Below are 17,405 nucleotides of genomic sequence, written 5' to 3'. Positions count from 1 at the left end.
ACAGGCGAATTGCCGGCTCGCCCAAGCGGGCGGCCAAATCCAGGTAGCGGTCTTCAGCGGGCGAACAAATCTGACGACGCGCTCACACAGCGGCGATGCAGTCGATCTCGATGTCGAACGGCCCGAACCAGGCCGGCACGCAGAGAAAGATGCGAGCCGGCGGGTCCTTGGGGAAGTAGCGCGCATAGACCGCGTTCACGGCCGCGAACTGTTCGACGGAGGTGCAATAGACATTGCATTTCAGCACGTTCTCCAGCGACGAACCGGCGGTTTCGAGACAGAGTTTCATCTGATCCAACACGATCTCGGTCTGGCGTTCGATCGAGGCCTGGACGATCTCGCCGGTCGCTGGATCGAAGGGCGGGATGCCCGAGAGATAGAGCGTGTCGCCATGGCGGACCAGCGTCGAGACCGGCACCTTCAAGCGCTCGCCCCAGCTCGAGAACGGTTCGACGCGGATGATGTCTCGTTTCATGGGGCGGCTCCGAGTCTTGCGTTCGGGGAGTTTTGCGCTCCGGGATGTCTTGCGTTCCGGCGCTGTTGTGCCGAGCTTAGAGGAAACCGGCATCGTTGCGACGCCGAACGCTACGGCCCGCGCCGAAGGATGGGAGATCGATCATGACTGCAGAGGACAACCGGCGCATCGTTCTCGCCTCCCGCCCAACCGGCCGGCCGACGCCCGGTAATTTCAGGCTTGAGACCGTCACTTGCCCGAGCCCGGCCGAGGGGCAGGTGCTGCTGCGTATCCTCTATCTCTCGCTCGACCCCTATATGCGCGGGCGGATGAGCGCCGCGAAATCCTATGCCGCGGCAGTCGAGATCGGCCAGGTGATGGAAGGCGGCACGGTCGCGGAGGTGCTGGAGAGCCGCCATCCCGGCTTCAAGCCCGGCGATATCGTGCTCTCCCATTCCGGCTGGCAGTCCCACGCGGTGGCGAACGGGGCGCAACTGCGCAAGCTCGATCCCACCGTGGCGCCCGTCACGACGGCGCTGGGCGTGCTCGGCATGCCGGGTTTCACCGCCTATGCCGGCCTGTTGACGATCGGCCAGCCCAAGCCGGGCGAGACTGTCGTCGTGGCGGCGGCGAGCGGACCGGTCGGTTCGGCCGTCGGCCAGATCGCCCGGATCAAGGGCGCGCGCGCCGTGGGCATCGCCGGCGGCGAGAGGAAATGCGCTTTCGTCCGCGAGACCTTCGGTTTCGATGCCGTGATCGACCACCGGGCTCCCGACCTTGCGAAGCAGTTGGCGGCGGCCTGCCCAGATGGCATCGACGTCTATTTCGAGAATGTCGGCGGCAAGGTCTGGGACGCTGTCTTCCCGCTATTGAATACCTTTGCGCGGATCCCGGTCTGCGGCCTGGTCGCCCAGTACAACAGCGAGGGCGATTTCGAGGGACCCGATCGGCTGCCGGTCGTCATGCGCCAGGTGCTATCCAAGAGCCTGACGATCCGCGGCTTCATCCAGCGCGAATTCGTCGCACAGCGCTCGGCCTTCGAGCAGGAGATGCCGCGTTGGATCGCGGAGGGGGCGCTGAAATACAAGGAAGACATCGTCGAGGGGCTGGCCAATGCGCCCGACGCCTTCATCGGCCTGCTCGAGGGCAAGAATTTCGGCAAGCTGATCGTGAAGATTTCAGATTGATGCCGGCCAAGAATTAGTCACCGGCAGGTCCTCGGAAAGCTGTCGAACGGTCACTGACGGCATGGCAGGCCTCCTGATCAGATCTGAAGCGATGCTATCAAATCGATCATGTCGGGGCGCGAGATCCCTGGGCCCCGACACCTGCAACGCCCATCACGCTGACGCGCTTTCATCGACCAGATCCTGCAGGATGCGGTCGCTGGCGTGAATGCCGACGAGTTCCAGCCGCCCCGTGCCGACATTGACAAATTTGTGCGGGACGCCGGCAGGCCCCACGACGATGTCGCCGCCTCTCGCTCTCAGCTTCTCCTGGCCGACGGTGAACTCGACCTCACCCGAGCGGACGATCCATGTCTCGATATAGGGATGGACATGCAGCGCCGAGCCCTGGCCCGGCTCGTTTTCGACCAGGAAGAACGACACTGGGGAGCCATGGGCGACCCCGTCGAAACGGGCCGTGCGGCTCGGCGTGGAACGAAGTGTATCGCTGGCGATGATGGCGGGCATCTCAATTCTCCTCGGGCTCAATATATCTTTGCATGAAGATACTTTGCATCCAGGTATCTTCTTGTCAAGATAGATTCTCGGCTGTAGGTCTCGCGGCGCAGGCGGAGGGAATGGATGGCTATGGCGGATCTGGATCATGTCGAGCGGTTGCGGGGGCATTGGGCGCGCGAATTGCCCGATCTCGACACGACCCCGATGGCGGTGCTCGGGCGCGCCTACCGGCTGTCGAATCTGATCCGGCCGGGCATCGAGCGCTGCTTTGCCAGGTTCGGACTCGATCGCGGCGAGTTCGACGTGTTGTGCACTTTGCGTCGCAGCGGCGCGCCCTATCGGCTGACGCCGACCGATCTCTACCGCTCGCTGATGATCAGCTCAGGCGGGTTGACGCATCGGCTTGTGCGGCTCGAGAAGGCTGGGTTGATCCGGCGCGAGAAAGCGCTGGAGGACGGCCGCAGCCTGCTCGTCATGTTGACGGAGGAGGGCGTGCGGCAGGTCGAGGATGCCTTCCGGGCCGATATGGCAAACGAGATGCGCTTTCTGGAGGGCATCGCCCCCGACAGGCGCGCCGCTCTGGCCGAGTTGCTGAAGGAGCTGCTGCTGTCGATCGAGGCGCATGCGCCCCCCGAAGACGCTGGGCCGGGCGCGGACTGATCGGAGAACGGCGAAACGGGCCTTGACCCGGGGTGCTTCCGGCGGTCATCACCTTGCGCCCGTCCACCGGACCCTTTGCCCATGCCCGTATTCGCCATTCCCTTCCCGGTGATCGACCCGGTTGCGCTGTCGATCGGCCCGCTTTCGGTGAAATGGTACGGGCTTGCCTATGTCGCGGGCCTGCTCGGCGGCTGGTGGTATTCGCGCCGGCTGGTCTCGACCGATCCACTCTGGGCCGGGCGGTCGCGGCCGAAGCCGGAAGAGCTTGACGACATGATATTGTTCGTGGCGCTGGGCGTCGTGCTCGGCGGGCGGCTCGCCTTCGTGCTGTTCTACGATCTGCAGCGCTACCTCGCTCGCCCGCAGGACATCATCGCGATCTGGCAGGGCGGCATGTCCTTCCATGGCGGGCTGCTCGGGGCGGCGACCGGCCTGTGGTTGTTCGCGAAACGGCGCGGCTATCCGGTGCTGGCGATGTTCGATCTTGCCGCCGCCGTCGCGCCGATCGGTTTGTTCCTCGGCCGCATCGCCAATTTCATCAAACCCGAACTCTGGGGTCGGCCGGCGCCCGGGCTGCCCTGGGGCATGGTTTTCCCCGATGCCGGGCCGTTGCCGCGTCATCCGAGCCAGCTCTACGAGGCTTTTGGCGAGGGGCTGCTATTGTTTGCCCTGCTCGCGCTCGTCGTGCGCCTTGGCGGCCTCAAGCGGCCGGGGCTGGTCGCGGGCATCTTCGGCATGGGCTATGCCGTTGCGCGCATCGTCTGCGAGTTCTTCCGCGAGCCCGATCCGCAGCTCGGCTTCCTGTTCGGCGGCAATGTCGACGCGCTGAGTGGCGGCGTCACCATGGGCATGCTGCTTTCGCTGCCGCTCTTCCTCGCCGGGCTCGTGCTGGTGCTGCGGGCAAGGCGCCCCCAGCAGATGTCCGAATCCGGCTCCAGCGCGTGAGTGCGCTCAAGGCCGAGCTTGCCGGCCTGATCCGTGAGGAGGGGCCGATCAGCGTCTCGCGCTACATGGCGCTCTGCCTCGGCCATCCGCGTCATGGCTACTATATGAAGCGCGATCCCTTCGGCGCGCAGGGGGATTTTACCACTGCGCCCGAGATCAGCCAGATGTTCGGCGAATTGATCGGGCTCTGGGCCGCGCATGCCTGGCAGGCGATGGGTGCGCCGGCCTCGCTGCGATTGATCGAGCTCGGGCCGGGGCGCGGCACGCTGATGGCCGATGTCCTGCGTGCGACGAAAATCGTTCCCGGCTTCCGCGAGGCTGTTTCTGTCCATCTCGTCGAGACCAGCCCGGCGCTGCGCGCGGTGCAGGCGCGGACACTGGCAGGATTGGCCGCGCCGGTCTGGCATGACGGCATCGCGACTGCGCTGGACGGTCCTGTGCTCGTCCTCGCCAATGAATTCCTCGACGCGCTGCCGCTCGACCAGTTCGTGATGACGCTGCAGGGCTGGCGCGAGCGCTTGGTCGGGCTCGATGCCGCGGGTGAGCTGAGCTTTGGCCTGGCCGCAATCGATGCCGGGCTGTCGCTGGCTGCACCACAGGGGGCGCTTCTCGAACAGCCGCTGATCGCGCTCGACATCGTCGTGACCCTCGCCCGTCACTTTGCCGAGGCCGGCGGAGTGGCGCTGCTGATCGATTATGGCTCAGCCCGGTCCGGCTTTGGCGACACGCTCCAGGCGATGAAGCGCCACGCCTTCACGTTGCCGCTCAGCGAGCCGGGCGAGGCCGATCTCACCGTTCATGTCGATTTCGCGCGTGTGGCGCAGGCCGGCCTGTCGTCCGGTGCGGCGGCGCATGGTCCTGCGACCCAGCGAGATTTCCTGCTGGCGCTGGGCCTGGCGGCGCGTGCGCAGGCGCTGTCGCACAAGGCCAGTCGCGACCAGGGCGCTGCGATCTCTACCGCCTTCGACCGCCTGACCGAACAGGGCGCGAGCGGCATGGGCGAATTGTTCAAGGTTTTGGCGCTATCGCATCGGAACCTGCCGCCGCTGCCCGGATTTGACCTTCATCGGCTGCCAGAGCAGGTCTGAAGCCCGCTGCACCAGAGCAGGATGCGAAAAGGTGGGAACCGGTTTTTCGCATTGATCCTGCTCTCACTCTTAGATGAGAGACGGATTCAGATTTCAGCTGGGATCACTGTGCGATTCCATCTGACATCATCCGGCTCTACCAGATGAAACCGGACAAGCGATGTTCATCACCTCCCCCGATCTCGCCAATGAAACCGGCATCCGCCACGCCTTCTTCACCCGCGAGGGCGGCGTTTCGACCGGGATCTTCGCGTCGCTCAATGGCGGCATGGGCTCATCCGACGAGCCCACGGCCATCGTCGAGAACCGGGCGCGCATGGCGGCCCATCTCAAGGTCGCGCCCGATCATCTGATCAGCCTTTACCAGGTGCATTCGGCCGATGTGGAGGTCGTGACCGGTCCCTGGCCGGGCGAAAGGCCCAAGGCGGATGCGATGGTGAGCACGGCCCATGGCGTTGCACTCGGAGTGTCGAGCGCCGATTGCGGGCCGATCCTCTTCGCCGACAGCGAGGCTGGTGTCATCGGCGCGGCCCATTCCGGCTGGAAGGGCGCCTTCACCGGCGTCGTCGCCGCGACGGTGACGGCGATGGAAAAGCTCGGGGCAAGGCGCGAACGCATCCTGGCCGTGCTTGGCCCGACGATCAGCGCCAAGGCCTATGAGGTCGGCCCCGAATTCGTCGAGCGCTTCAAGGCCGCGAATCCGACCTATGCGCGCTTCTTCGCGGCTTCCGAGCGGCCAGCCCATGCCATGTTCGATCTGCCCGCCTTCATCGGGCTTCGGGCGCAGGAGGCCGGCATCGGCCGATTCGTTGATCTGGGGCTTTGCACCTACGGCGATGAGCAGCGCTTCTTCAGCTATCGCCGCACGACTCACCGCTCGGAGGCGGATTATGGCCGGTTGATTTCGGCGATCACGCTGGGTTGAGCGGTAAAGGCGAGCGTTTTCTCGTGTTTCGATCGGGAGTTGCATAGCCTCGCGGACGGAGTCATCGTTCCCGCGCCACATGGGGTGGCTCTTGGGGGGAATATGGAACAGATCTTGATGAACCTCGTCGCCGGCGCCATCGGCGGAAACGCGGCGGGCAAGGCCACTCCGACCTTCGATCTCGGCACATTGGGCAACACCATCTCCGGCCTTGTCGGCGGCGGTGTTCTCGGTCAGCTCATCCCGCTCGTCCTGCCAGCCCTCGCCACGGCAGCGCAAGGCGGCGGCTTCAGCGTGGGCAGCATCGCCACCAACCTGATCGCCGGCGGCGCCGGTGGCGCCATCCTGACCGCCATTATCGGCGCGGTGAAGAACAAGGCGGCCTGAGATTAAGCTTGGGCCTGCGGCGGCCGGTCTGATCGGCTGTCGCTGGAAAGATCTGGGTCTGATTTTATCGGGCAACAATGAAACAAGGGCGCGTCTCTAAAACGGCGGCGCCCTTGTTTCGTCGTGCCGAAGGATCGTAGCTTCGGTTGCCTCCAACGAGTTGAAACAAGCATGCCCCGCTCCATCGACTATTATTTCACGCTGCTCTCGCCCTGGACCTATCTCGGTCATTCCGCTTTCGTCGCGATGGCGCGGCAGCATGGCTGCGCGGTCGTGTACAGGCCGACGCCGCTGCGCATGGTCTTCGACGAGACCGGCGGCCTGCCTTTGCCGAAGCGTCATCCGGTGCGCCAGCGCTATCGCATCCTCGAGCTCCAGCGCTGGCGCGAGAAGCGCGGCCTGCCGCTGGTGCTCTACCCGCAGCATTTCCCATTCGACGTCTCGCTGGCGGACCGGGTCGTGATCGCGATTCGGGAGGCAGGGGGCGATCCTTCCGCTTTCGTGGGAGAGGTGCTCGCCGGCGTCTGGGCGCGGGACGAGGATCTGTCGCGGCGCGATCTGATCGCCGATATCGCCGATGCTGCGGGCTTCAACGGTGCTGTCCTGCTTGAGACCGCCGACAGCGAGGCCGTGCTTCAGCTCTATGCAGCGACGATCAACAGCGCCATCACGGCCGGCGTGTTCGGCGCGCCGAGCTATGTGCTGGATGGCGAGGTGTTTTGGGGGCAGGACCGGCTCGAATTGCTGGACGATGCCTTGACCAGCCGGCGCGCGGCCTATCGCGACGACACGCAGATCTGACGGACGCGCAGATCTGACGGACGCGCAAGCCTGACGCCAGACCGAGGCCTGGCATCGATTCCTGATCAGCCGACGATATCGGGCGTGCGCCAGCCAAGGTGCTGGCCGGCGTCGACCGCGATCATCTGTCCGGTCACCGAGCGCGCCCGGGCGAGGTAGAGCACGGCCTCGGCGATCTCTGTCGCGTCGACCTTGTGCCTGAGCAGGGTTCCGGCGATCTCCGCCTCCATCAGCGCGGCGCCATCATGCGAGTTGGGCAGAGTCGGACCGGGGCCGACGGCGTTGACGCGGATATGCGGCGCCAGCGCCTGCGCCATGGTCTGCGTCGCCGTCAGCAGGGCGGCTTTGCTCAGGGTGTAGGAGTAATATTGCGGCGTCAGTTTCCAGACACGCTGGTCGATGATGTTGATGATCGCGCCATCGGTCCCGGCGGGCAGGCGGTTGGCCATTGCGCCGGCGAGCACCGAAGGCGCGCGCAGATTGATCGAGAACTGCCGGTTCCAAGTCGGCACGTCGATCGTGCGGACATCGTCGAGCAGGAAGCTCGACGCGTTGTTGACGAGCAGGGTGACCGGGCCGAGCACCGCCTCTACCGCCGGCAGGATCGCTTCGACGGCGACGGGATCGGCGAGATCGGCGGGAATCACGCAGGCCTGGACACCTTGCGCCACCAAGCTGGCGGCAAGCGCGTCCGCCTCCTCGCGTGCGCTGCTGCAATGGATCGCGACGACATAGCCAGCCTCCGCCAAGCGCTCGACGATGGCGCGGCCGATCCGCTTCGCGCCCCCGGTGACCAGTGCGACCTCAGCCATCGCGGCCATCCGCAGGTTTCGCCGAGGCGCGACGTTGCAGCCGCCGCTCCCAATGCTTGGCGACGCGGAGATAGCGATAGAACGCGTAGTTCATCGCCGTCATGAAGCCGTAGACGCCGCGCAGCGCATGGCGACGGCCGATATAGGCCTTGATGAAGTTGGCGGGGAATTCGGCGACGAGCCGGAAGACGGACAAGGTCGCGTTGCGCCGGTCGAGATCGTCGGCCTGCGCGTCGCTATAGCCATTGAGCTTGTCCATCTGCTCGCCGAGCGACCGGACGGAATAGTGATGCACCGTGCCTTTCAGCCGCGCGACGCGGGCATCCGGCGCAAGATCGACGCGGTCATGGACCGGGGAGGGCGAATAGCGGCCTTTCGCCTTGCGGTAGAGCCGCACCGGCGCGAGCGCGTAAGCGAAGCGATGTGGCGCGGGCTCGCCGGGGAAGATCTCCGCGATGCGCAGCTTATAGGCGTCGGCGGCCGGCCGGCCCTGGCTGAAGAGCTCGGCGATCTCGGTCGCGAGATCGGCCGGCACGACTTCGTCGGCATCGAGATTGAGCAGCCAATCATGGCGGCAGAGATCCTCGGCGAAGCGCTTCTGCGGGCCGTAACCCGGCCAGGGATTGAAGACGACCCGCGCGCCAAGGCTCTCAGCAATGGCCTGGGTCCCGTCCGTCGAGCCGGAATCGACCACGAGGATGTCATCGCTCAGCGCGCAGACCGCCTCAATTGTCCGTGCGATGCGATCGGCCTCGTCGCGCGTGATGATGAAAATCGAAAGAGGCGGCACCCGCGGTATCTCATTCTGTGATTGGTCGTTTCCGGCTTAAGCACGCGTCGCCGATACGGCAAGCGGGGAGGTGAGAGCCCTGCGCCGGAAGCAGTGGAACCTTACGACAAGACCTGCGTTATGCGTTTGGGAGGGCGGGGCGTTTCAAAACTGTATTAGTATTCAATTTACTATTCAGCGTGCCTTAACAGTGATTAATCTGGATTAATGCTTTTGCCGTAGTCATCCCCATTCGTGCCGCATTTCTGCCGCGCTCTGCAAGCCTGATGTGCTTCTAACGCAACAGACAAAGGCGCGGCATCGTCTTATATAGGGTTCATCGAATTCACCCGCCGCGCCTCAAGCCGGCACTAGCGACGACTAAGGAGTATACCATGAAGAAATATCTGCTTTCGAGCGTCGCGGCTCTGGGCCTCGTCGCCGCCGGCGCCGCCTCCGCCGCTGACCTGCCGTCCCGCAAGGGCCCGGTCGTCGCTCCGGTCTATGCCCCGATCTTCACCTGGACCGGCTTCTACGTCGGTGTGAACGCCGGCTACGGCTTCGGCAACTATGACGTCAAGGGCGCCGTCACCAACACGATCGGCGATCCCGATGGCTTCATCGGTGGTGCTCAGGTCGGCTACAACTACCAGTTCGGTCAGTTCGTTGCCGGTCTCGAGACCGACCTGCAGTACTCGGACATGAAGTCCAGCCGCGCTAACCTGATCGGCGGCACCAACAAGGGCGAGCTCGAGTACTTCGGCACGGTCCGCGCCCGCTTCGGCGTCGCCTATGACCGCTTCCTGCCGTACATCACCGGCGGTTTCGCCTATGGCCAGAACAAGGTCACGGTCAGCGGTCTCGGCATCTCCACCTCCGACGACAACACGCATTTCGGCTACACCGTCGGTGCTGGTCTGGAATACGCCTTCACCAACAACCTGACCGCCAAGCTCGAGTATCTCTACACGGACCTCGGCGAGAAGCGCTACTTCAGCGCCGCTGGCGTCGGCACGAAGATCGGCAACGACTTCTCGGTCGTCCGCGCCGGCCTGAACTACAAGTTCTAGTCTCAATCCCCTCACGGGGCTTGATGAACCCGGTGGCTTCGGCCACCGGGTTTTTTGTTGTCTGGAGCGCTGTCATGTTCGGGCTTGCGTCATTCCGACAGGCAGCATCGGAATACGAGGGTTTAAGACGGAAAACGCGCCATCATCCCGGATGACGGCGCGTTTCCAGCAGAAGACAGGCCGCGTTCGCGGCCCCGAGTTGCGGTTGTTCAGCCCTTGAAACGAGTTGCCTCGAAGGCCGGCACCTTTGCCGCGAAGGCGTCGAGCCAGGTGACGAGCGTCGGGTAGTCCGGGCGCCAGGACCCGGCGAAGCGCAGATCGAGATAGCCGAGCGCGCAGGCGAGCGCGATCTCGCCGATGCGCGGCCGGTCGGGATAGGCGGGAGGCGCGACCTCCAAGGCGATGAGCGCCCGCGAGACCTTGCCCGCCTGATTGGCGACCCAGGCCGCATTGCGGCCTTCCTCGGGACGGAAGCGGGTCTCATAGACCTGCAGCAGCGCAGCGTCACAGATGCCGTCGGCCAGCGCCTGCAGGCGCAGTTGCGGGAATCGCGCCTCACCAGCCGGGATGATTTTGCCGCCGCCGGCGAGATGGTCGAGATAGTCGACGATGACGCGCGAATCGAACAGCGTGGTGCCATCCTCCAGCACCAGCGTCGGAATCTTGCCGAGCGGGTTCTGCTGGCGCAGCGGGTCGGCCGGGTCGTTGGTGTCGGCGGCGATGATCTCGATTGTGTCCATCAGGCCGAGTTCGAGCGCGGCGATCTTGACCTTGCGGCCGAAGGGTGAGGCGGGCGAGGAGCGCAAGGTCAGCATCGGTCGTATCCTGGTCGTGGGAGAAAGGCAGGCGAAGGCAATGGTCAGCCGTCCGGGCGGATCGGCTCGCAAAGGTAGCGCGGGCTCGGCCCCTGCGCGAGACGTTCGGTCAGGGCAGGCAGCAAAATCGCGGCCTCCTCCGCCAGCTTCCAGGGCGGATTGACGATGAGCAGGCCCGTCGCGCTCAGGCCCCCGGCGGCTTCGGGGCGATCGACATCGATCTCGAGGCGCAGCAGCCGCCCGATCCCCGCAGCCAGGATGGCGCTGGTGAGATTGGCGACGGCGACGCGGTCCTTGACCGGATACCAGAGCGCATAGACCCCATTGGGCCATTTGCGGTGAGCGGCGATGAATTCGGCCTCCAGCGTCGCGAATTCGTCCTTCTCCTCGAAGGGTGGGTCGATCAGCACGAGGCCGCGCCTTTCCTTCGGCGGTACATTGGCGCGCAGGACGTTCCAGCCGTCGATCGCCAGCGCCTTGCAGCGCGAATCGCGCCCGAGCACGGCGGCAAGCTTCTTATGCGTGTGCTCGTGCAGCTCGGCTGCGATCAGCCGATCGTCGGCGCGCATGGCGTGGCGGCAAAGCCAGGGCGAACCGGGATAGGCGTCCGCGCCATAAAGCGCGCGCGCGCCGGCAAGCGCATCGCGCCAGGGCTTCAGCAGCGCTTCGACGGCGGGCGACAGCGGCGACCGGTCGATCCTGGCGACGCCGTCCTTCCATTCATGGGTGCGCAATGCCTCGTCCGAGCCGAGATCGTAGCGGCCGGCGCCGGCATGGGTGTCGACGACGCGATAGGGCGTGTCCTTGGCGTTCAGATGCGCCAGGATGCGGGTCAGCATCACATGTTTCAGGACGTCGGCGAAATTTCCGGCGTGGAAGCCGTGACGATAGTTCATCGCGCGCTCTTACGCGGCTTTTGCGTGCGTGTCAGCGTGGTGCGACGACAGTGATGTCGCGGGTGCGGCAGCCGGAGCGGTCGACCTCCTGGCAGGTCTGGAAATTGCGCAGATCCTTGCTGAAGCAGATGCGCACCTCCTGCAGCACGCCGCGCTTGCAGCCGACCGACATCATATCGGTGCGCAGGCCCGGATTGGCGGCCACAAAAGCGCGCTCGATGTCGATCGCCGTCCAGCTCTGGTCGCTGTCGGCTTTTGCCAGGGAGGGCGGGATCGCGACCTTGTCGCGGGCGCGGCGGATGTCGGCGAAATAATCGTTCGGGCTTGAGCCCGAGCAGGTGCCGTGCTTGCGCCATTCATAGCGGGCGAGGCTTTCGCTCGGGAACAGGCCTTGCGCCTGGTCGAGTGCGATTCGCGACGGGGTGCGGCCGGATGGGCCGCAATCGCTGGGGTAACCGCGCTCATATTGCGGCCACAGGCCATGCACGACGAAGCGCAGATTGGCGCCGCTGGCGCATTGCTCGCGATTGCGGTCGCTGCCGCCGTCGAGTTCGCAGAAACCCGGCGACCAGGACAGCGCCAGCACATAGAAATCGAAATCGCCGGGCTCGGCACCGCGATTGTTGCGGCCCTGCGCCAGTGCCGGCAGGCCTAAGAGAATCAGGCCGGCGAGGAGCATGGCGATGAGGCGCAGCATGGTCATGGCCCGCGGTCGGCCGTTCAGGGCCGCGCCATCTTGCAGTCCGGCGCATAGGAGCGGTGCCGGTCGAGCCCGCTGACGCACCAGTTGACGTTCCAGGTGTAGCCGAACAGGCCGAGGCTCTCGCGCACGGAATAGTCGACGCGGTGCAGGCTGCCGTCGTTCAGCGCGACGCGGCCGGTACAGAAGCGGCGCGGGATGAAGTCGTCGCCCCAGGGCCTGAAGGCGACAGGCCTGACGCGGTCATAGGTCACGACCTGGAGCGGCTCCCAGAACTTGGCCTCGCGCGAGTTGAACCAGCTGCTGAGCTGGCCCAGCACGGCAGGGTCCTCGCAAGCCGGCAGGTTGCCGTACATCGGGATGACACGGTTCTCGGCGATGTCGGGCGGCGCGACATGGCGGCGGCTCGATGCCGCGGCAGGCAGTACTGCCGTCAGGCAAGCGAGAGAGAGCAGGGCGGTTCGCAGCATAGTGCGGCGCATGGCAACAAAGCCTCGTGCAGGTGGGCGAGATTATGGCGCACGATGGCTGGCAGCGGAGTCGGGGTCAAGGCGCTCGCATGCGCGCGAGTGCTGCTGGGCATGCGCTGTTGCATTTCGATCCGGTCTGGCGCGGCCGGCCGGTTCGTGGAAACGTCGTCAAGTGCCGCAGGAGGATGGAATGACCGCGACCTTCGATGATCCCACGACCCGGATCGAGGATCCGGCGCAATTGCGGAGCCATATGGGGGCGGTCGCTCCGCTTGCCGAACGCAAGGTCCTCGACCACCTCGACCAGTTCTGCCGCGACTTCATCGCGCTCTCACCCTTTCTCGTGCTGGCGAGCGCGGACGAGGCCGGACGCGCCGATGCCAGCCCGCGCGGCGATGCGCCTGGTTTCGTCCGCGTGCTGGACGACAAGACCCTGCTCATCCCGGACCGGCGCGGCAACAACCGGGTCGACAGCTTCGCAAACATCCTCTCCGCGGCCGGCGTCGGCCTGATCTTCATGGTTCCGGGCATCAGCGAGACCCTGCGCGTGAACGGACCGGCGCGGGTGACGCGCGACCCGGCGCTGCTGGAGCCTTCGACGGTTCAGGAGCGGACGCCGACGATCGGCCTGCTGGTCGCGGTCGAGGAGGCGTTCTTCCATTGCGGGAAGGCGCTGATCCGGTCGAAGCTCTGGGATCCGGCATCGCAGGTCGAGCGCGGCAGCTTCCCAACGCTTGGCCGCATCGTCGCGGAGCAGACGAAAGTGATCAGCGTCGCGGAACTGGAGGCGACCCTGGAAGAGGGTTATCGGACCCGGTTGTACTGACCGGGCAGGGACCGTCAGAACGACGCTTCCAGCATCGCGGCATAGTCGCCGGCCGATGCGGCGCGCGGATTGGTGGCGCTGGAATGGTCCTTCACCGCGGCCTCGGCGATGGCGGGGATCACCGCATGCGGCAGGCCCATCTGCGACAGGCTGGCGGGCATGCCGAGCCGGTTGACCAGGCCCGCGATCCAGGCAGCGAGGTCGGTCTCGGGGGCAAGGCCGAGCGTGCGGCGGATCTCGGCGTATTTCGTCTTGGCCTCGGGCTCGTTGAAGCGCAGCACTGCCGGCAGCAGCACGGCGTTCAGCGTGCCGTGATGCAGCGAGACCTCCTTCAGCCCGCCGAGCGGGTGGGAGAGCGCATGCACGGCCCCTAACCCCTTCTGGAAGGTCATGCCGCCCTGCAGGGCCGCCATCATCATCTCCTTGCGGGCCTCGCGGTCGGAGCCGTCTTTCACGGCGTGCTCGATGAAGGCGATCGCGCGCTTCAGCCCGTCGAGCGCGATTGCCTCGGCGGGCGGATTCTCGCGCGGGCTGAGATAGGTCTCGATGCAGTGCGTCACGGCATCCATGCCGGTCGCGGCGGTGAGCCAGGCCGGCAGGCCCAGCGTCAGTTCCGGGTCGCAGATCGCCAGTCTGGGGATGAGATGGGGCGAGATGAAGCCGAGCTTGCGGCCGTCCTTCAGGGTGATCAGCGCGGCGCGGCCGACTTCGCTGCCGGTGCCCGAGGTCGTCGGCACGGCGATGACGGGTACCACGCTTGCCGTGATTTTCGGGATGCCGCCGAGGATCGCGGCATAGCTTTCGAGCGGCCCGTCATGGCTCGCGAGCAGGGCGACGCCCTTGGCGAGATCGATCGGCGAGCCGCCGCCGATGGCGACGAGCCCGTCGCAGCCATGCTGGCGGTAGAGCGCAAGCGCGGCCTCGACCGCCTCCTCGGTCGGGTTTGTCGGCGTCGCATCGAAAACCGGGGCGGCCTGCAAGGTCGCCGACTGCCCCTGCACGCCGGCGATCAGGCCGGCGGCGACGACGCCCTTATCGGCGATGATCAGCGGCTTTCTGACCCCGAGCCCGGCGAGATCGGCCTCGATGCCGGCGATTTCGCCGAAGCCGAACTTGATCGTGGTGAGATAGGTGATCAGGGCCATGTCGTGTCCTCCTCGGGCGGTGGGAGCTTCGCGCGGGGTGTCAGGGAAGATCAACCGCCGCGGCCGCCGGGGCCGTACGGCGTTCGAGCAGGAGCAGGGCAAGCCCGGCCGCGACGATCAGGGCCGAGCCGAACAGCATTGCCGGCGTCGGCCAGTCGCCGAAGATGAGCCAGCCGAAGACCAGCGCCCAGACGATCAGCGTGTACTGATAGGGCACGACGACCGAGGCTTCGGCCAGCTTGAGCGAGCGCGTGACGCAAAGATGCGCCACCATCGCCACGATGCCGAGCAGGCCGAGAAGTGCGGCATCGGTCAGCGTCGGTGTGACCCAGCCGAAGGGCAGCAGGACAAGCCCCATCATCAGCGCGCCCAGCGTCTGCCAGGCGACGAGGGTGACGTCTGGCGTGCCCCGCAACTGCCGCCCGGCGATCATCATCGCCGCGAACAGGACGCTGCCGGCGAGCGCGATCAGCGCCGGCATCGAGAGGCTCGCGCTGCTCGGATTGAGCGCGATCACAACGCCGATGAAGCCGACCGCGGCGGCAAGCCAGCGCGCGGCGTCGACGCGCTCGCCGAGCAGGAGCGCCGCCAGCACCACGACCCAGACCGGGGCCGCGAGCCAGATCGTCATCGTGTCCGCCAGCGGCAGATAGGAGACGGCAAGATAAAACAGCGCGACCTCGCCGGAGCCGAAGATCACGCGCAGGACCTGAAGGCCCGGCCGTTCAGGCCTGAGCGTGCGCATCACGCCCTGCTTAAAGACGAAAGGCAGCAACAGCGCGAGGCCCGCAGCGCTGCGCAGGAGCAGCACCTGGCCGACCGAATAGGTGGCGACCAGCCATTTCCCCATCGCGTCGTTGAGCGAGAACATCAGGATGCCGATGAGCATCATGACGATGCCGTTCAGGGTCGCGTTTCGTGAAGGCATGGCGGACGACAGGCAGCTCCGGAGCGGGCCGTTGCTTTGGCGCAGAGACGGGCTCAGTGCAATCCTGCGGTGCAGCATGGCGCATGCGCGTTCGAGGCCGATATTTTGCTATTGACTTAATTAAGTGAATGACGAATTATTGGGGCATGGATCGTTTTGCCGCCCTCTCCGAGCCGACACGCCGCAGCATCGTCGAGATGCTGGGGCAAGGTGCGCTGTCTGCCGGCGAGATCGGGGCACGGTTCAAGGTCAGCGCGCCGGCGATCTCGCAGCATCTCAAGGTGCTGAAGGAGGCCGGGCTGGTCCGGGTCGAGGTCAGCGGCCAGCGCCGCATCTACCGGCTCGATCCCGCGGGGCTCGACGAATTCGACGCCTGGGTGCGCAAGGTCCGCGGCTTCTGGGGACCAAAGCTCGACGATCTGGAGCAAGAACTGGCGAAAGCCGAGACAACCAAGGGAGAGAGCGATGCAAATAGCGGCACATGAATATGGCGTGGTTCTGGAAAGCGGCGCGGTGCGCTTCGAGCGGCTGCTGCCGGGCCCGATCGAGCGGGTCTGGGCCTATCTGGTCGAGAGCGATAAGCGCGCGACCTGGTTCTGCGGCGGCGAGGCCGAGCCGCGCGATGGCGGCCATGTCGCGCTGTTCTTCAAGCATTCGCAGATCACCAAGGAGACGCCGCCCGAAGGCGCCCGCAAGATGAACGACGAAGGCTCGCTGATGGGTGGCACGATCACAGCCTGGGAGCCGCCGCACCGCTTCGCCTTCAACTGGGTCGGCATGGGCGATCCCGACTCCGACGTCGAGTTCGTGCTGTCTCAGGCCGGCGACAAGGTCCGCCTCGTCCTGACCCACCGCAGACTCGCCACCAAGAGCCGGATGGCGATGGTCTCCAGCGGCTGGCACCTGCATCTCGGCCTGCTCGAGGACCAGCTCACGGGGCGGCCGCCAGGCGGATTCTGGTCGGTGCATCAGGCGCTGGAGACGGAGTATGCGGAGCGGCAGAAGGAGGCGGAGGCGTAGAGCGGTTGCCGGCTTAAGGCATCTCAGGAGCGGCCCGGTGGCATGCCGGGCCGCTTCGCATTACGCGGGGGGCGGGTTGGGCTGGTTTCGAGCCGATGCGGACTCAACTTTGCAGCAGCCGCAGCGGTTGGGATTGGCCCATCCCAGAGATTCGTACTGGTCGGGAGATCCGAAACCCTCGCGGCGAAAGCCGGTCGAGGTTTTCGTTACGCGCGCCTTATCGAGAGGCGCGGGGAACCCTTCTCCCGGACGTGAGAAGGGCAGGGATGAGGGTGTGCCGCCGATTGTTGGGCGAGACAGTGCCGCAGTGCTGGTTTTACCCGATAGCGCCGGAGACGATGCGGAACCGTTTGCGTGATCTGGTTGTCTGGCCTGCACTCACCCCTGCGCGCTTGTCTAGGCAAGGGAGGCTTCTCCCATCTGGGAGAAGGGAAGGAGGCTGCCGAGCCGCCCTACAGGCTTGCCGCTGCCCGCGCCGCCTGGTCGTAATGACCGGAGAGCGAGCGCATCGCGGCGGCGATCTCGGAGAGGCGCGCCGGGTCCAGACCGGTGCCGAGCACCGATTTGACCAGGAGCTGCTCGCGGATCTGGGCGTAGCGCTTGCAGGCGTCCTCGCCGGCCTGGGTGACCTGGACGGTCTTTTCCTTGCCCTTGCGGCCGCTCTTCAGGAGCTTGAGGCGCTCGAGCTTCTTGAGCGAGTAGTTCACCAGATGCGTGTCCTCGATATTGAGGACCAGGCAGATATCGGCGAGGCGCTTGGGCTTGGCGCGATGGTTGACGTTGTGCAGCACCAGCACGTCGAGCGGCGACAGATCAGCCAGGCCGGTCGCCGCCATGGCGCGCACCATCCAGCGCTGGAAGGCGTGCGCCGTCATGTTCATGGCGAATTCGAACTCCGACAGCGCCGGCATTGCGCCCGAGGCGAGGTGGCCGGAGGAGACGATGGGTCCGAGGTCGTCGGGGGAAGGATTGGACTCTGGCATTTTGCGACCGCTCGTCATTCTCGGGC

Annotated in this window: 22 protein-coding genes; 11 read left to right on the top strand and 11 right to left on the bottom strand. The window is 65.8% G+C overall.

Features of this window, described 5'->3' with window-relative positions:
• Window positions 1–82: 82 nt before the first annotated feature.
• On the bottom strand, window positions 83–475 hold the full coding sequence (locus BHK69_RS26740; RefSeq protein WP_069692762.1) for a RidA family protein: 393 nt from the start codon (window positions 473–475) through the stop codon (window positions 83–85).
• A 143-nt stretch (window positions 476–618) separates the two neighbouring features.
• On the opposite strand from BHK69_RS26740, the gene curA reads away from it, so the two are divergent.
• The gene (gene curA / locus BHK69_RS26735) at window positions 619–1,641 is read left to right on the top strand and encodes an NADPH-dependent curcumin/dihydrocurcumin reductase (RefSeq protein WP_069692761.1); all 1,023 of its coding nucleotides are present in this window, start codon (window positions 619–621) and stop codon (window positions 1,639–1,641) included.
• A gap of 153 nt (window positions 1,642–1,794) precedes the next feature.
• Here the strand turns inward: curA and BHK69_RS26730 are convergent, their stop codons facing one another.
• On the bottom strand, window positions 1,795–2,148 hold the full coding sequence (locus BHK69_RS26730) for a cupin domain-containing protein (RefSeq protein ID WP_069692760.1): 354 nt from the start codon (window positions 2,146–2,148) through the stop codon (window positions 1,795–1,797).
• Between the two features lie 114 nt (window positions 2,149–2,262).
• Between BHK69_RS26730 and BHK69_RS26725 the strand changes: the two genes are divergently transcribed.
• The 6 genes from BHK69_RS26725 to BHK69_RS26700 all read left to right on the top strand — a co-directional run bounded on the left by BHK69_RS26725 (window position 2,263) and on the right by BHK69_RS26700 (window position 6,945).
• Window positions 2,263–2,799: a MarR family transcriptional regulator gene (locus tag BHK69_RS26725; protein WP_148663603.1), complete on the top strand. Its 537-nt coding sequence runs from the start codon at window positions 2,263–2,265 to the stop codon at window positions 2,797–2,799.
• Between the two features lie 81 nt (window positions 2,800–2,880).
• The gene (gene lgt, locus BHK69_RS26720) at window positions 2,881–3,744 is read left to right on the top strand and encodes a prolipoprotein diacylglyceryl transferase (RefSeq protein ID WP_148663602.1); all 864 of its coding nucleotides are present in this window, start codon (window positions 2,881–2,883) and stop codon (window positions 3,742–3,744) included.
• Window positions 3,741–4,832, top strand: coding sequence for a class I SAM-dependent methyltransferase (locus tag BHK69_RS26715; RefSeq protein ID WP_069692757.1), 1,092 nt, complete (start codon window positions 3,741–3,743; stop codon window positions 4,830–4,832). The genes lgt and BHK69_RS26715 overlap by 4 nt, the downstream gene beginning before the upstream one ends.
• Before the next feature lie 160 nt (window positions 4,833–4,992).
• The gene (pgeF, locus tag BHK69_RS26710; protein WP_069692756.1) at window positions 4,993–5,757 is read left to right on the top strand and encodes a peptidoglycan editing factor PgeF; all 765 of its coding nucleotides are present in this window, start codon (window positions 4,993–4,995) and stop codon (window positions 5,755–5,757) included.
• Window positions 5,758–5,859: 102 nt separating this feature from the next.
• Entirely contained in the window at window positions 5,860–6,144 is a 285-nt protein-coding gene (locus BHK69_RS26705; protein WP_069692755.1) for a hypothetical protein, read from the top strand.
• Between the two features lie 171 nt (window positions 6,145–6,315).
• On the top strand, window positions 6,316–6,945 hold the full coding sequence (locus BHK69_RS26700) for a 2-hydroxychromene-2-carboxylate isomerase (RefSeq protein ID WP_069692754.1): 630 nt from the start codon (window positions 6,316–6,318) through the stop codon (window positions 6,943–6,945).
• 65 nt (window positions 6,946–7,010) lie between these two features.
• On the opposite strand, the gene BHK69_RS26695 is transcribed toward BHK69_RS26700, so the two are convergent.
• Together BHK69_RS26695 and BHK69_RS26690 are read right to left on the bottom strand one after the other, a co-directional pair.
• Window positions 7,011–7,757: an SDR family oxidoreductase gene (locus BHK69_RS26695; RefSeq protein WP_148663601.1), complete on the bottom strand. Its 747-nt coding sequence runs from the start codon at window positions 7,755–7,757 to the stop codon at window positions 7,011–7,013.
• Window positions 7,750–8,547, bottom strand: a complete 798-nt coding sequence (locus tag BHK69_RS26690) for a glycosyltransferase family 2 protein (RefSeq protein ID WP_069692752.1) — start codon at window positions 8,545–8,547, stop codon at window positions 7,750–7,752. Before BHK69_RS26690 ends, BHK69_RS26695 begins: the two co-directional genes overlap by 8 nt.
• Window positions 8,548–8,921: 374 nt before the next feature.
• Between BHK69_RS26690 and BHK69_RS26685 the strand changes: the two genes are divergently transcribed.
• On the top strand, window positions 8,922–9,596 hold the full coding sequence (locus BHK69_RS26685; RefSeq protein ID WP_069692751.1) for an outer membrane protein: 675 nt from the start codon (window positions 8,922–8,924) through the stop codon (window positions 9,594–9,596).
• A 209-nt stretch (window positions 9,597–9,805) separates the two neighbouring features.
• On the opposite strand, the gene BHK69_RS26680 is transcribed toward BHK69_RS26685, so the two are convergent.
• Genes BHK69_RS26680 through BHK69_RS26665 form a run of 4 tightly spaced genes read right to left on the bottom strand, consistent with a single transcriptional unit; the run spans window position 9,806 to window position 12,489 of the window.
• Window positions 9,806–10,411, bottom strand: coding sequence for a glutathione S-transferase (locus BHK69_RS26680; protein WP_069692750.1), 606 nt, complete (start codon window positions 10,409–10,411; stop codon window positions 9,806–9,808).
• A gap of 44 nt (window positions 10,412–10,455) precedes the next feature.
• Window positions 10,456–11,307 carry a 23S rRNA (adenine(2030)-N(6))-methyltransferase RlmJ gene (locus BHK69_RS26675; protein ID WP_069692749.1) on the bottom strand — a complete coding sequence of 284 codons (852 nt, stop codon included), beginning with the start codon at window positions 11,305–11,307 and terminating at the stop codon, window positions 10,456–10,458.
• Window positions 11,308–11,338: 31 nt separating this feature from the next.
• Complete coding sequence (locus tag BHK69_RS26670) at window positions 11,339–12,010, bottom strand: ribonuclease T2 family protein (protein WP_083269704.1); 672 nt, start codon at window positions 12,008–12,010, stop codon at window positions 11,339–11,341.
• Between the two features lie 17 nt (window positions 12,011–12,027).
• A complete protein-coding gene (locus BHK69_RS26665; RefSeq protein WP_069692748.1) occupies window positions 12,028–12,489 on the bottom strand; it encodes a hypothetical protein in 462 nt (153 codons plus the stop codon).
• A gap of 178 nt (window positions 12,490–12,667) precedes the next feature.
• Between BHK69_RS26665 and BHK69_RS26660 the strand changes: the two genes are divergently transcribed.
• Window positions 12,668–13,303: a pyridoxamine 5'-phosphate oxidase family protein gene (locus tag BHK69_RS26660; RefSeq protein ID WP_069692747.1), complete on the top strand. Its 636-nt coding sequence runs from the start codon at window positions 12,668–12,670 to the stop codon at window positions 13,301–13,303.
• 14 nt (window positions 13,304–13,317) lie between these two features.
• Here the strand turns inward: BHK69_RS26660 and gbd are convergent, their stop codons facing one another.
• Window positions 13,318–14,448 (bottom strand): 4-hydroxybutyrate dehydrogenase, encoded by a 1,131-nt coding sequence (gbd, locus tag BHK69_RS26655; protein ID WP_069692746.1) that lies wholly within the window; start codon window positions 14,446–14,448, stop codon window positions 13,318–13,320.
• A 40-nt stretch (window positions 14,449–14,488) separates the two neighbouring features.
• Window positions 14,489–15,376: a DMT family transporter gene (locus tag BHK69_RS26650; protein ID WP_069692745.1), complete on the bottom strand. Its 888-nt coding sequence runs from the start codon at window positions 15,374–15,376 to the stop codon at window positions 14,489–14,491.
• Between the two features lie 146 nt (window positions 15,377–15,522).
• Between BHK69_RS26650 and BHK69_RS26645 the strand changes: the two genes are divergently transcribed.
• On the top strand, window positions 15,523–15,861 hold the full coding sequence (locus BHK69_RS26645) for an ArsR/SmtB family transcription factor (RefSeq protein ID WP_069693990.1): 339 nt from the start codon (window positions 15,523–15,525) through the stop codon (window positions 15,859–15,861).
• The gene (locus BHK69_RS26640) at window positions 15,842–16,396 is read left to right on the top strand and encodes an SRPBCC family protein (protein ID WP_069692744.1); all 555 of its coding nucleotides are present in this window, start codon (window positions 15,842–15,844) and stop codon (window positions 16,394–16,396) included. Before BHK69_RS26645 ends, BHK69_RS26640 begins: the two co-directional genes overlap by 20 nt.
• 452 nt (window positions 16,397–16,848) lie before the next feature.
• Here the strand turns inward: BHK69_RS26640 and BHK69_RS26635 are convergent, their stop codons facing one another.
• Window positions 16,849–17,379, bottom strand: coding sequence for a winged helix DNA-binding protein (locus BHK69_RS26635; RefSeq protein ID WP_069693989.1), 531 nt, complete (start codon window positions 17,377–17,379; stop codon window positions 16,849–16,851).
• Window positions 17,380–17,405 lie beyond the last annotated feature (26 nt).

This window comes from Bosea vaviloviae (assembly GCF_001741865.1).
Classification (GTDB): Bacteria; Pseudomonadota; Alphaproteobacteria; order Rhizobiales; family Beijerinckiaceae; genus Allobosea; species Allobosea vaviloviae.
The sequence above is the reverse complement of the archived record's forward strand: the minus strand, read 5'-3'. Positions and strand labels throughout refer to the sequence as shown.

Coding starts and splice junctions, on each gene's coding strand:
- BHK69_RS26645 (WP_069693990.1), top strand. CDS start 15,523: ATGGATCGTTTTGCCGCCCTCTCCGAGCCGACACGCCGCAGCATCGTC.
- BHK69_RS26730 (WP_069692760.1), bottom strand. CDS start 2,148: ATGCCCGCCATCATCGCCAGCGATACACTTCGTTCCACGCCGAGCCGC.
- BHK69_RS26675 (WP_069692749.1), bottom strand. CDS start 11,307: ATGAACTATCGTCACGGCTTCCACGCCGGAAATTTCGCCGACGTCCTG.
- curA (WP_069692761.1), top strand. CDS start 619: ATGACTGCAGAGGACAACCGGCGCATCGTTCTCGCCTCCCGCCCAACC.
- BHK69_RS26650 (WP_069692745.1), bottom strand. CDS start 15,376: ATGCCTTCACGAAACGCGACCCTGAACGGCATCGTCATGATGCTCATC.
- BHK69_RS26740 (WP_069692762.1), bottom strand. CDS start 475: ATGAAACGAGACATCATCCGCGTCGAACCGTTCTCGAGCTGGGGCGAG.
- BHK69_RS26695 (WP_148663601.1), bottom strand. CDS start 7,757: ATGGCTGAGGTCGCACTGGTCACCGGGGGCGCGAAGCGGATCGGCCGC.
- BHK69_RS26665 (WP_069692748.1), bottom strand. CDS start 12,489: ATGCGCCGCACTATGCTGCGAACCGCCCTGCTCTCTCTCGCTTGCCTG.
- pgeF (WP_069692756.1), top strand. CDS start 4,993: ATGTTCATCACCTCCCCCGATCTCGCCAATGAAACCGGCATCCGCCAC.
- BHK69_RS26725 (WP_148663603.1), top strand. CDS start 2,263: ATGGCTATGGCGGATCTGGATCATGTCGAGCGGTTGCGGGGGCATTGG.
- BHK69_RS26670 (WP_083269704.1), bottom strand. CDS start 12,010: ATGACCATGCTGCGCCTCATCGCCATGCTCCTCGCCGGCCTGATTCTC.
- BHK69_RS26700 (WP_069692754.1), top strand. CDS start 6,316: ATGCCCCGCTCCATCGACTATTATTTCACGCTGCTCTCGCCCTGGACC.
- BHK69_RS26660 (WP_069692747.1), top strand. CDS start 12,668: ATGACCGCGACCTTCGATGATCCCACGACCCGGATCGAGGATCCGGCG.
- BHK69_RS26685 (WP_069692751.1), top strand. CDS start 8,922: ATGAAGAAATATCTGCTTTCGAGCGTCGCGGCTCTGGGCCTCGTCGCC.
- BHK69_RS26705 (WP_069692755.1), top strand. CDS start 5,860: ATGGAACAGATCTTGATGAACCTCGTCGCCGGCGCCATCGGCGGAAAC.
- lgt (WP_148663602.1), top strand. CDS start 2,881: ATGCCCGTATTCGCCATTCCCTTCCCGGTGATCGACCCGGTTGCGCTG.
- BHK69_RS26635 (WP_069693989.1), bottom strand. CDS start 17,379: ATGCCAGAGTCCAATCCTTCCCCCGACGACCTCGGACCCATCGTCTCC.
- BHK69_RS26640 (WP_069692744.1), top strand. CDS start 15,842: ATGCAAATAGCGGCACATGAATATGGCGTGGTTCTGGAAAGCGGCGCG.
- gbd (WP_069692746.1), bottom strand. CDS start 14,448: ATGGCCCTGATCACCTATCTCACCACGATCAAGTTCGGCTTCGGCGAA.
- BHK69_RS26680 (WP_069692750.1), bottom strand. CDS start 10,411: ATGCTGACCTTGCGCTCCTCGCCCGCCTCACCCTTCGGCCGCAAGGTC.